We start from the raw sequence: 13,046 nt of genomic DNA, 5'->3' as shown, positions 1-13,046 counted from the left end.
TTACAAATACTATTGGTATATGATATTATGTCAGATAGTGTATAAAAAACCGTTTACTGAGTTTTTCGAATCTCCAACGATCTACTCTGTTTACGGGGTTAACGAAAAATGGAGGAAAAATAATGAAAAAGGAAACAAAGAACGAAGTCATCTTAAAGTATGCTACACATGAAGGTGATACTGGTTCACCAGAAGTGCAGATTGCACTTTTAACAGCTAGGATAGAAGAATTAAATGAACACTTTAAAGTGCATAAAAAGGATTTTCACTCAAGAAGAGGATTGTTAAAAATGGTTGGACATAGGAGAAATCTACTCAATTATTTAAAGAAAAAGGATATTGAGAGATACAGAAATATAATTTCCAGCCTGAACTTGAGAAAATAAATTTTTAAATAGAGCGGGGGGGAAAATCCGCTCTATTTATATTGTTAAGATGGATGTTGGTGTTAATGGAGGAAGTAAAGTAATGCAACCTAGAGTATTTGAAATGGACTTGGCGGGGAAAAAGCTGATAGTGGAGACAGGCAGATATGCAGAACAAGCAGGCGGCAGTTGTATTGTACGCTGCGGCGACACTGCGGTAATGGCTAATGCTACTGCATCTGATAAGCCAAGGGAAGGAATAGATTTTTTCCCATTAAGCGTAGATTTTGAAGAGAAAATGTATGCCGTCGGTAAAATACCGGGCGGATTTATAAAAAAAGAGGGAAGGCCTTCTGAAAAGGCGATACTTACATCAAGGCTTATAGACAGGCCGATAAGGCCGCTTTTCCCTAAAGGCTATTATAACGATGTGCAGGTGGTCATAACCACTATGTCTGTAGACAAGGATATCCCGCCGGCGATATTTGGAATGATCGGGTCATCTATTGCTCTTAGCATATCTAATATCCCGTTCTTAGGGCCTACAGGCTCTGTGGCTGTCGGCTATGTAGATGGGGGATACGTAATAAATCCAGATAGCGAACAACGTGCAAAAAGCCTGATAGATTTAACTGTATCGGGTACAAAGGATGCCGTTATGATGGTAGAAGCAGGTGCAAAAGTCGTTTCCGAACAGGTAATGCTGGATGCTATATTGTTTGCACATGAAGAGATCAAGAAGATAGTTGAATTTATTGAAAATATAGCAAATGAAATCGGAAAACAAAAGATAGAGCCTGAACTCTGTCTACCGGACGAAGCTGTTGAGGCGCAGGTACGCGAATACGCAAAAGACAAAGTAATATGGAGCGTAGATACATTTGACAGGCAGGAAAGAGAAGAACGCAGAGAACAGGTCAAAGAAGATGTTGCGGCGCACTTTGAGGAACAATACCCTGATAATCTAAAAGATATTGATTCCGCCATATATTCTATGACTAAAGAAGTTGTAAGGGACAAGATAATCAATAAAGGTATCCGCCCTGACGGAAGAAAGTTTGAGGAAATACGCCCTATTTGGTGTGATACATCACTTTTTGCAAGGACGCATGGAAGTGCGGTCTTTACCCGTGGGCAGACACAGGTAATAAATATTACTACACTTGGGGCTATAGGAGACGGGCAAACGCTTGACGGAATTTCAGAAGAGGACTTTAAACGCTATATGCACCAGTACAATATGCCGCCGTATTCAACAGGCGAGGCAAAGCCTATAAGGAGTGCATCGAGGCGTGAGATCGGGCACGGGGCATTGGCAGAAAGAGCCATAGAACCTATGCTTCCAGACGAGGCAGATTTTCCTTATGCTATAAGGACTGTATCAGAAGTCGTAAGTTCTAACGGGTCTACATCACAGGCAAGCGTATGTGCATCATCATTGTCACTTATGGATGCGGGCGTTCCGATGAAAGCAGCTGTAGCCGGCGTAGCGATGGGGCTTATTAAAGACCAGGAAAATGGTAATATAGCAATCTTGACGGATATACAGGGCCTTGAAGATTTCTTCGGAGATATGGACTTTAAAGTTGCAGGCACGAACGAAGGTATAACTGCTATCCAGATGGATATTAAAATAAAAGGCATAGACAAAGAAATCTTGACACGTGCTCTTGAACAGGCTAGAAAGGGAAGGCTTTTTATACTTGACAAGATGAACGAAGTTTTAGCAAATCCAAGAGAAGAGCTTTCACCTTATGCACCTAAGATAGTACAATTTACCATAAATCCGGATAAGATCCGCGAGGTAATAGGCTCAGGCGGAAAGGTTATAAATAAGATAATCCAGGATACTGGTGTAAAAATAGATATAGAAGACGACGGGCGTGTATCGTTAACGACACCGGACAGCGAAGCTTCTAAGAAGGCAAAAGATATAATTATGGCAATAGCATCTGATATCGAGGTAGGTAACGTTTACGACGGAGTAGTAACTAGAATAATGAACTTTGGTGCATTTGTCGAAGTTGCACCGGGCAAAGAAGGCATGGTACATATTTCAAAACTTGCCAATTACCATGTCAACAACGTAGAGGACTTTGTTAAAGAAGGAGATAAACTTAAGGTTGTCGTAAATGAGATAGACAGGCAGGGTAGGGTAAACTTTTCGGCAAAAGGCTTAAATCCAGAACGCGAAAAAGAAAAAAAGCCAAAGCATAAGGAAAGAGAAGAGCAGCCCGAAAAAGAAAATTAAAATAATCAAGGGAAAAAAGGGGTTTAACCCCCTTTTTTTTAAACTCTAATTGAATAAAAATATACTTGGTGAATAAACTGTAATGAGGTGTTCACATATGAAAGAGTATCAGATAAGTTTTAAAAGATCACTCATTACAAACATAGCCATAGCAGTGATAATAGTATTTGTATGTATAGCTACATTTAGTACAGAGGTGCAGAGCTTTGTCGCAGGGACTCTTAATGCTCCAGTATTTAAGGGGAATTCAAACGGGAGCAACGTCGCGTTGGCGATCTCCGTTTGCAATAAGGACAACATAGATAAAACGCTAGAAGTACTGGATGAAAGCGGAGCAGATGCTAGCATATTTTTATGCCCGGATATATACGAAACGAACATGGACTTGATAAATGAGCTTTTAGCTAAAGGAATACATACCGGGATATACGTATGTGCCGAGCATTCGCTTGGCAATTTAGAACTAAAGGAAGGGGACTATGTGCTTTGCACGCCGTCTTTTAAAAAAGATAATTTAAAAAACGCGTCAAAAGCTATATTTTTAAACGGTACGGTTGATGCAAACAAGATATATTCATACGAAAAAGAGCTTACGCTTAATGAAAATATGATTATAGTGTATAATATAGACGACGGCATATATAGGCTGAAGGCTTTGTTAAATGAAATTACGGATAAAGGTTATAATATTGTAAACGTTAGGGATATTTTAAATGAATAATAATTTATAGGAGATTAACATATGATATTTGAGCACAAGTTAAGTAATGGCATAAGAGTTGTTGCGAAGCAGATGACTTCTTATAAATCGCTTTCAATGGGAGTATGGGTAAAGACCGGCTCTGCATGTGAAACTCAAGAGGAGAACGGCATCTCGCATTTTATAGAGCACATGCTTTTTAAAGGGACAAGCAAGCGAACAGCTAACCAGATCTCGTACGATATAGACAGCATGGGAGGTAGCATAAACGCCTTTACTTCAAAGGAATGCAGTTGTTTTCATATAAAGGTTATGAGTGAAAAATTTGAAGACGCTGTAGATGTTTTGTCCGACATAGTTTTTAATTCGAATATAGGTGAAAATGAGATACAAAGGGAAAGGGCAGTAATTTTAGAAGAGATAAAGATGACTAACGATAATCCGGAAGACTGCGCACATGAAAAACTTTCCGAAACATTTTTTGCGGATAATCCGGTGGCTAAGCCTATTTTGGGGCCGCCTGAAAACGTAAGCAGTTTTAAAAGAGATAACTTTATTTCATACATGGATAAATTTTATTACCCGGCAAATATGGTTATATCTATTGCAGGCAACTTTGAAAAAGAATCAGCCTTTGAAATACTGGAAAGATATTTTGGAGGATATAAAAAAGTTTCGCCGTCTGAGCAAACACAAGACTGTGTATTGTCTAATGAAGCTATAAGATGCTTTGCAACTGTAAAGAAAGACACACAGCAGCTTCATATGTGCCTTTCTTTCCCGGGGTTTACCATGGAAGAAGAAAAGAGATATGCACTTTCTATACTAAATAACGTAATCGGCGGCAGCATGTCTTCTGTTCTATTTCAAAAGGTACGTGAAGAAAAAGGGCTTGTTTACTCTGTATATTCATATATGACAGCTTATACAAAGGCAGGTATGTTTTCCATATATGCAGGTACGTCTCAAGATTATATCCGCGAGGTTACGCAGATAATATCAAGAGAGTTAAACTTGATAAAAGAAAAAGGTATATCTGAGGATCAGTTTAAAAAAAGCAGAGAACAGCTCTGTGGGAATTTTATACTGTCTACAGAAAGTACATCGACCATTATGAACACACTTGGGAGGAACATGCTTTTAAGAGGTATAGTTTTAACAGAAGAAGAAGTACTCGATGCTTTTAAAAAAGTTACTATAGACCAAGTAAATGAGATAATACCATACATAATTGACTTTGATAGGTTAACAAGAGTATACGTTGGGAATGTTTTGCCAGATGAGGAACTTAAAAAGCTTATCTAAGCCTATGAAAAGTATATAAAAGAGTTTAAAAAAGCCGTATTGGTGCGGCTTTTTTATATTTGCTTTTATGTAACCATGCGATTTTTTACTTCATATTATGTGGTATCAGTAATGTATGGAGGAATAAAATGAGGGAGATATTTGTCATAGGCGGGGATAAAAGGCAACTTCTGGCCGCGCAGATCTTAAAGGAGCATGGTTATACGGTAATGATCTACGGCTTTGAAAAACTGCCGGAGGCCATAGGCGATATGAAACCGGCAAGCCTTAGTTTGGAGAATAAAATAGTATTATTGCCGCTCCCATATAAAAATGAGTATGGATACATAAACATGCCGTATTCCGAAAAAATAGTGCACTTAACAGATTTGGCAGAGGAATTAAGTAAATGCAGCTACGTCGTACTTGGAAAAGCGGATAAAGAGGCTATTGAAATATTAAAAGGCTGTGATGTCCCATATTCAGACCTTATGAACGACGAAGCTTTTGTCGTCAAAAATGCCAGGATAACCGCCGAAGCCGCTGTCAACTGCATCCAGGCCCGTTCAGAAAAAGCAATACTTGACCTTGATATTTTAATCAGTGGATACGGTAGGGTGACACGCTGCCTGCTTCCAATTTTAACGAGCATGAGCAGCAAAATAACCGTATGCACAAGAAGCCGTAAAAACGCGGAGTGGGTCTTTACCCACGGCGCAAGGCCAGGCGACAGCAATAATATTAAAGAAGAAGTCAAAAATGCAGACATAATAATAAATACTGCTCCGGCCGTGATTTTCGGTAAAGAAGAGATATTGGCAACCAAGCCGGATGTAATGTACTTTGAACTTGCATCTCCTCCGTACGGAATAGACTTTAATGCAGCTATGATGCTTAAAAGAAAGGTTTATATAGAATCGTCTCTGCCGGGCAGGTATTATCCTGAAAGCGCAGCGCAGGCGGTTTGCGAAGCTTTTTTACGAGCGGTTGAAAGTGGGGATATGGTATGAGTTTAAAAGATAAAAAAATAGGTTTTGCAATGACAGGGTCTTTTTGCACATTCAAGATCTGCCTTGAGGAACTAAAGCGGCTGTGCGAAACAGGGGCACAGGTTATGCCCATACTTTCGTATAACGCTGCGAATACAGACACCAGGTTTATGACAAGTGAGAATTTAAAACAAAAAATTGAGGAAATAACGGGAAAGGCTCCGATATATTCTATAGTTGAAGTAGAGCCAATAGGGCCTAAGAAGCTCCTGGATTTGCTTATAATTGCACCTTGCACAGGAAATACGCTTGCAAAAATAGCTAATTCAATAAGCGACACACCTGTTACTCTTGCTGTAAAATCACATTTAAGGAATGGAGGGCCTATTTTAATAGCAGTATCTACAAATGACGGGCTTGCCGCAAACGCAAAAAATTTGGGGTTGATTTTAAATATGAAAAATATCTATTTTGTTCCATTCATGCAAGACGATTATCAAAAAAAATGCAACTCGCTTATTGCAGATATGGGTCTTATAATCCCGGCGGCATGGAGCGCGCTTAACGGCGAACAGTTACAGCCTTTACTTGTTTGATCGTTTTAGAATAATAAAATAAAATTTACAAAAACTACGTTTAAATAATTTTTAAGGAAACGTTATATGGATGAACAAAAGCAAAACGACAACAGGATAGAGGCTATTAAAGAATTAGGTATGAATTCGCTTACTAAAAGTGAGGAAAGCGACATACATATGATTAATATAATAGGTCAGGTAGAGGGACACACAGAGCTTCCGCCACAGAATAAAACGACAAAGTACGAGCATATTATCCCTCAGCTTATAGCTATAGAGCAAAGCAAAAGCATACGTGGATTTTTAATTATATTAAATACTGCAGGAGGAGACGTAGAAGCCGGGCTTGCAATAGCCGAAATGATAAGCTCTATGACAAAACCGTCTGTATCATTAGTACTTGGGGGAGGGCACAGCATCGGAGTGCCGCTGGCAGTCAGCGCTGATTATTCATTTATAGTGCAAACAGCAAGCATGACCATTCACCCAGTCAAGATGAATGGCATGGTAGTGACTCTGCCACAGACGCTTGAATATTTTAATAAAGTACAGGACAGGATTTTGCATTTTATATGTAAACACTCACATATTGAGTTAAAGCGTTTAAGAGCACTAATGATAAATGCAGGCGACATAGCTAACGAAGCTGGTACGCTCCTGATAGGCAAAGAGGCGGTTAAAGCCGGCATTATAGACAAGGTAGGGGGCCTTAGCGATGCTATTTCAAAGTTAAGGCAGCTGATCGGCGAAAACGATAAAAGAGCCGATGTTTCAAAAGAGAAAAAGTCGGTTTCGGAGGGAAAAAGGTGATACTTTATACGATCTTCGATGTAAAAAAGATAATGGAGAAAAGAGAGGCAAAGGAAAAAACCAGGTATTACTTAAGCAGAGGCGGAGTTTGCCTTGTAGTTGATAAGAGAAACGATAAGTATTATTTAAACCGTATAATAAGTACGAATCCAAACGATTATTTAAACCCCGAGATGCAACCTGGAAAAGTAATTTTTTAAAGGCCAGCTTTATAAAAGGCTGGTCTTTTTTTAGTTTTAACCTTCCATTAATATAGTATAAATTAAAATCTTCTTTTAATATACAAAATTATTATGTATAATATATATGTATATCTATGTGTTTGTTGAGGTGGGACTTTTGGCAGTCAAGAAAACGAACCGTAAAAATATCGGAACTTACAATTTGTCACAAAATGATAAGTCACTTAAAAATGAGTTCATAGGGATTATATTGATAGCGCTGGCTATATTCCTTGCGTTTGCAGTATTTACTTCTGCAGCAGGAAGCGTTGGGGTGCTGTTTAAAAATATAACTATGGGCATATTTGGCATGTTAGGATATCTGTTGCCGCCGGCACTTTTAGTCATCGGGATTTTAAGCATAGCAAAGATAAGAACTTCAAGTGTTGGGCAGGCAATTTCCATTTGCGTACTAATTTTGTCTATTTCTTCGTTTATTCATCTTTTTTACACAGGTGCTATTTCGGTTTCAGACGGGTTTTTGCAATTCGTTTTAAATAGCTATAAAGTTGGAGCAGAAAATATCGTTGGAGGCGGAGTATTCGGCTCGGTGCTTTCATACTTGTCCTATGTATTTTTAGGAAGTGTAGGAAGCTATATTCTCTTCGTTGCGCTTATAATATGTATGATAATGGTCATAACCAGGCTTTCTATCAAAGAAGTCAGCAAAGATATTGCGGATATAAGCACAAATACCGTAAACAAAATAAAAAGCAGCATAGACGATATGAAAAATAAAAAGAAACTTTATATAAATGATGTTGGTTATACAGCTAGATATACTAAAAAAAGCGCGTTATCATCACACGACGATATCTTCTTTGAAGAGGATGAGTTAGATGATGATATGGAGTTTTTCAAGGATACGCCTAAAGACGATGATTTATTAAAAACGTCGGACAGGCTGTTTGAACCGCCTTATGCATCCGGAGCGTACGGAAGGCATGGCAAGCCATATGCCGCAAAAAAAATGGGAACGGGTGCTGCGCATGAAACTGCTCAGGAAGAAGATTATGAGCACTTAGAGGAAGAAAGCAAGAGTTATTCTAGTGCAAAACAGGAATATAAGCGGCCGCCGCTTACATTGCTTGATCCGATAGCAGATAAAAAACATTACGGCGGTTCTTCAAACGAGCAGAAAAAGGGAGCAGCGATACTTGAAAGCACGCTTAATGATTTTGGTATCTCCGCAAAGGTAATTAACATATCACGCGGGCCTGTGATAACAAGATATGAATTGTTGCCGGCGCCGGGAATAAAGGTATCCAGGATCGTAAATCTAGCAGATGATATTGCGCTTAACCTGGCTGCACCACGCGTTAGGATAGAAGCGCCGATACCGGGTAAATCTGCCGTTGGAATAGAAGTGCCAAATAGCAAGACCGACATGGTATATATAAAAGAACTGCTGATGACGAATGAGTTTAAGTATGCACAGTCACCGCTGTTTACAGCGCTAGGAAAGGATTTGGCGGGTAAAGCGATATATGCAGACATTGCAAAGATGCCGCATCTGCTTATTGCCGGCGCCACAGGGTCGGGTAAAAGCGTATGTATTAATACTCTTATAACCAGCCTGCTTTATAAGGCTACACCGGATCAACTAAGATTTATACTTATAGATCCAAAACGTGTAGAGCTAACTCCGTTTAATCAGATACCGCACCTTTTTATCCCTGTTGTGACAGATGCAAAAAAGGCGGCGAGTGCACTTAACTGGGCAGTACAGGAGATGACAGAACGCTACAAGATGCTGGCGGCAGCCGGTGCTAAAGATATAATACGTTATAATACCGTGATGAAAGGCGAAGATGTACCTTCGCTGCCATATGTACTTGTAGTAATAGATGAACTTGCCGATTTAATGATAGCCGCCCAACGTGAAGTTGAAGATGCGATTTGCCGTATAGCACAGCTTGGCCGTGCATGCGGAATTCATTTGGTCATAGCTACACAGCGGCCTTCTGTTGATGTAATTACAGGTGTAATTAAGGCAAATATCCCGTCTAGGATAGCTTTTTCAGTTTCTTCACAGGTAGATTCCAGAACTATTTTAGACATGGCCGGCGCTGAAAAGCTTATGGGTAAAGGTGATATGCTTTACCACCCATTGGGAACGGCTAAGCCGTTAAGGCTACAAGGTGCTTTTATACACGATGGTGAAGTCGACCGCCTGACTGCATTTTTGAGGCAGGGAGGCGAACCTGAATATGATAAACAGGTGCTAAAAGAAGTTGAGTCGGATGATAAACTTAACGGAGGCAGCGGAGAGGTAGACGAACTTTTCAAGCGCGCAGTTGAAATAGGTTTAGAATACGGGCAGGTCTCTACGTCTATGATACAAAGAAGGCTTCGTGTTGGGTATGCACGTGCAGGAAGACTTATAGATGAAATGGAGCAAAGAAACCTAGTAAGCGCTTTTGAAGGCTCCAAGCCCAGAAAGATGCTCATAAGCCGCGAGGAATTTAACGATATATTTGGTGAGGATGTAGGATGAACGATTTAAGCATAGGAGTAATATCGCTGGGATGCTCTAAAAACAGGGTAGACACTGAAAACATGCTATTTCTTATAAAAGAAACAGGTGCAAATATCGTTGAAGATGTAAATGAGGCGGATATAGTAATAATTAATACATGCGGTTTTATCGAAGAAGCCAAACAAGAGTCTATTAATACCATACTTACAGTTTCAAGGCTTAAAAAGAAAAAGTTAAAGGCGCTTATTGTAACGGGCTGCCTTTCGGGCAGGTATAAGGAAGAACTAGCAAAGGAGCTGCCCGAGGTAGACGCTTTTTTAGGTGTTTCAAACTATATGCAGATAGGAGAAGCCATAAAACAGGTTTTAGACAAGAAACGCTTTGTCAGTTTTGAAGATACGGATGATAAACTTGATCATAGTAAAAGAGTCATTACTACTCCTGCTAATTATGCTTATATAAAGATAGCCGAGGGGTGTAATAATTGCTGCAGCTATTGTGCCATACCGATAATAAGAGGTCCGCTTAAGAGCCGTACTATAGAGGATATTGTCAACGAAGCAAAGCAACTTATCAACGATGGCATTAAAGAACTGATTTTAATAGCACAAGATACAACGCGCTACGGGGAAGATATTTATGATAAACCGTGCTTATCTAAGCTTATTCGTGAAATCGCAAAGATAAAGGGCGATTTTTGGATAAGGATTTTATACAGTTATCCTGATAAAATAGACAGAGAGCTTATAGATACAATTATAAGCGAAGAAAAGGTATGCAAGTATTTAGACATACCAGTTCAGCACCTGTGTGATGAAATACTGTTCAAAATGAACCGTAAAGGCAACTTTGATACTATAAAAAACGCTGTAGATTTAATACGTAGGGCATCTGATGATTTCGTAATCAGGACGACACTAATTTCAGGTTTCCCGGGAGAGAGCGAAAGCCAGCATGAAAAAATGCTTCAACGCGTAGAGGAACTTAAGTTCGACAGGCTAGGAGTTTTTGCTTATTCTCAGGAGGAGGGAACTAGGGCGGCAAAGCTTGAAGGGCAATTAGCTAACAGCATAAAGCAGCGGAGAGTAGATGAGATAATGCAATTACAGATAGACATCTCGTATCAAAAGAACCTAAAAAGGGTCGGGAAGACTTATAAAGTCTTAGTTGAGGGAATAAAAGACAACGAAATCTTTTATGGACGTTCGTATGCGGAAGCTCCAGAAGTTGACGGCAAGATTTTCTTCGCCGCTGGAAAAGACGTAAAAATAGGCGAGTTTATAGAAGTTTTAATAACAGCAGCAGAAATTTATGATCTAGTGGGGGCAAAAATATGAACGTACCGAACAAGTTGACATTACTTAGAGTTATTTTAGTGTTTATATTAGTTATAGTTTATTATATAGATACACCGTATTCCGGGCTTTTTTCTGCAATAGTGTTTGTCATTGCATCGCTTACGGATTTATTTGACGGGTATCTGGCAAGAAAACAAGGAATAGTGACTAAGTTCGGGAAACTACTGGACCCTATTGCAGACAAGCTTTTAGTGGGTACGGCAGTGATACTCCTCTGCGGAGATTCAATGATACATCCGATTATAGTGGCTATTCTTATCGGTCGTGAGTTTATTATAGGCGGATACCGGCTTTTAGCCGCGTCTGAAGGCGTTATAATCGCTGCAGATGTGTGGGGCAAGGTTAAGACTATTGTACAAATCGTTGCCGTAAGTTTCTTGTTGGTAAGTATGAGTTTTACGAGTATTTCACTTTTTAAATGGGTTGGAGATGCTTTGATATATGTAAGCGTACTGCTATCAATAATATCCTGTATCAATTATATAGTTAAAAACAGAAGTATCATGATATAGATAAAAATTTAAATTCTGGGGGTATAAATAGGTTATGCAAAAAGAAAAGGCATTAGAAGAAGCTTTACATCAAATAGAAAAGCAGTTTGGCGCAGGTGCAGTCATGAAGCTCGGCGAAGCTGATAAAAATATGTGCGTATCTGTAATATCGACCGGCTGTTTGGAACTCGACATCGCACTTGGGGTAGGCGGCGTACCAAGAGGCCGTATAATTGAGATATACGGCCCAGAATCTTCAGGAAAAACTACGGTGGCGCTTCATGTGGTTGCTGAAGTGCAAAAAGCCGGAGGCGCAGCGGCATTTATAGATGCGGAGCATGCGCTTGACCCTGCATATGCCAAGAGTTTAGGAGTTGACGTAGATAACTTGTACGTTTCTCAGCCGGACACTGGAGAGCAGGGGCTTGAAATAGCAGAGGCACTAATAAGGAGCGGAGCTATCGATGTTTTAGTTGTAGACTCTGTTGCGGCACTAGCACCGAAAGCAGAAATAGACGGTGAAATGGGCGCTTCATATGTTGGGCTTCAGGCAAGGCTTATGTCCCAGGCATTAAGGAAGCTTGCAGGTGTAATAGGAAAGGCAAATACAATTGCTATTTTTATCAATCAGCTAAGGGAAAAGGTCGGCGTTATATATGGAAATCCGGAGACGACTTCCGGAGGACGTGCTCTTAAATTTTACTCTTCGATACGTTTAGACGTAAGAAAAGCAGACGTAATTAAAGATGGGGATGAAATAGTAGGAACTAAGACCAGGATAAAAGTCGTTAAAAATAAAGTTGCGCCTCCGTTTAAAATTGCTGAATTCGATATTTTATACGGCAAAGGGATTTCAAAAGAAAGCAGCGTTATAAATTTTGGTGTTTCTCTTGGCATTTTGGAGAAATCCGGGGCATGGTTTTCATATGAAGGGCAGCGCCTTGGGCAGGGAAGAGATAACGTCCGTAAGTTTTTAGTTGAGAACCCTGAAATCTATGAGGAAATAAAATCCAAAATACTTGCAAATTACGATTTTAATTATAAGCAGATAAATGAAGAAAATGCTTGATTTTCGGCAATAATAGGACATAGTTGCAAAAAAATTATATTTGGTATATAATAATAATACAAATTAATATTGAGGTGGTGCAGTATTCTAGTCGGTACTGCCGGTTTGGAGGGCGGGCCTAAAAATCCGTCAAAGGGCACATCGATGAAGTTTCTGGTGGTGGCTTTTTACGCCCCGTAGAGAGCTGGTGCTGGAAGTTAAGGATGATGGGCAATCTGTAAGGGCATACACGAATTTGACCCAGCCTCCGTGGAGACCTAATATGGTGGCTTAACCGCTACTGTTTAGGATTAAACCTGTGATGCGGCCATAAGCTGTGTACAGTGTAGCCTGCCTTGAGTTTGTACGGTGGATTTTGATTTATGGCTTTTAATATCCCGGCCAGGATATTAAAGCTTATGTAGATGAAACCGTGCTGGCAAAAGAGGCTATAAACCGGAATTGTGCTGTC

General features: G+C 39.8%; 12 protein-coding genes. All 12 read left to right on the top strand.

Annotation, left to right across the window (positions count from 1 at the left end):
- The first annotated feature begins 122 nt into the window (after positions 1–122).
- A complete protein-coding gene (gene rpsO, locus R2876_01095; protein MEZ4357220.1) occupies positions 123–386 on the top strand; it encodes a 30S ribosomal protein S15 in 264 nt (87 codons plus the stop codon).
- A gap of 82 nt (positions 387–468) precedes the next feature.
- Positions 469–2,616: a polyribonucleotide nucleotidyltransferase gene (locus R2876_01090; protein ID MEZ4357219.1), complete on the top strand. Its 2,148-nt coding sequence runs from the start codon at positions 469–471 to the stop codon at positions 2,614–2,616.
- Positions 2,617–2,713: 97 nt separating this feature from the next.
- Positions 2,714–3,337, top strand: a complete 624-nt coding sequence (locus tag R2876_01085) for a hypothetical protein (protein ID MEZ4357218.1) — start codon at positions 2,714–2,716, stop codon at positions 3,335–3,337.
- A 21-nt stretch (positions 3,338–3,358) separates the two neighbouring features.
- On the top strand, positions 3,359–4,621 hold the full coding sequence (locus R2876_01080; protein MEZ4357217.1) for a pitrilysin family protein: 1,263 nt from the start codon (positions 3,359–3,361) through the stop codon (positions 4,619–4,621).
- A gap of 128 nt (positions 4,622–4,749) precedes the next feature.
- Positions 4,750–5,610: a dipicolinate synthase subunit DpsA gene (locus tag R2876_01075; GenBank protein MEZ4357216.1), complete on the top strand. Its 861-nt coding sequence runs from the start codon at positions 4,750–4,752 to the stop codon at positions 5,608–5,610.
- A complete protein-coding gene (locus R2876_01070; protein ID MEZ4357215.1) occupies positions 5,607–6,185 on the top strand; it encodes a dipicolinate synthase subunit B in 579 nt (192 codons plus the stop codon). The genes R2876_01075 and R2876_01070 overlap by 4 nt, the downstream gene beginning before the upstream one ends.
- Before the next feature lie 66 nt (positions 6,186–6,251).
- Positions 6,252–6,977, top strand: coding sequence for an ATP-dependent Clp protease proteolytic subunit (locus R2876_01065; protein ID MEZ4357214.1), 726 nt, complete (start codon positions 6,252–6,254; stop codon positions 6,975–6,977).
- Positions 6,974–7,177 (top strand): YlzJ-like family protein, encoded by a 204-nt coding sequence (locus R2876_01060; GenBank protein ID MEZ4357213.1) that lies wholly within the window; start codon positions 6,974–6,976, stop codon positions 7,175–7,177. Before R2876_01065 ends, R2876_01060 begins: the two co-directional genes overlap by 4 nt.
- Positions 7,178–7,316: 139 nt before the next feature.
- Positions 7,317–9,695, top strand: coding sequence for a DNA translocase FtsK 4TM domain-containing protein (locus R2876_01055; GenBank protein MEZ4357212.1), 2,379 nt, complete (start codon positions 7,317–7,319; stop codon positions 9,693–9,695).
- Positions 9,692–11,014: a 30S ribosomal protein S12 methylthiotransferase RimO gene (rimO, locus tag R2876_01050; protein ID MEZ4357211.1), complete on the top strand. Its 1,323-nt coding sequence runs from the start codon at positions 9,692–9,694 to the stop codon at positions 11,012–11,014. Before R2876_01055 ends, rimO begins: the two co-directional genes overlap by 4 nt.
- Positions 11,011–11,547 carry a CDP-diacylglycerol--glycerol-3-phosphate 3-phosphatidyltransferase gene (gene pgsA / locus R2876_01045; protein MEZ4357210.1) on the top strand — a complete coding sequence of 179 codons (537 nt, stop codon included), beginning with the start codon at positions 11,011–11,013 and terminating at the stop codon, positions 11,545–11,547. The genes rimO and pgsA overlap by 4 nt, the downstream gene beginning before the upstream one ends.
- 34 nt (positions 11,548–11,581) lie before the next feature.
- Complete coding sequence (gene recA / locus R2876_01040) at positions 11,582–12,595, top strand: recombinase RecA (GenBank protein MEZ4357209.1); 1,014 nt, start codon at positions 11,582–11,584, stop codon at positions 12,593–12,595.
- Positions 12,596–13,046 lie beyond the last annotated feature (451 nt).

The sequence above is a fragment of the Eubacteriales bacterium genome (assembly GCA_041390245.1).
Taxonomy (GTDB): domain Bacteria; phylum Bacillota; class Clostridia; order Christensenellales; family JAWKQI01; genus JAWKQI01.
The sequence above is the reverse complement of the archived record's forward strand: the minus strand, read 5'-3'. Positions and strand labels throughout refer to the sequence as shown.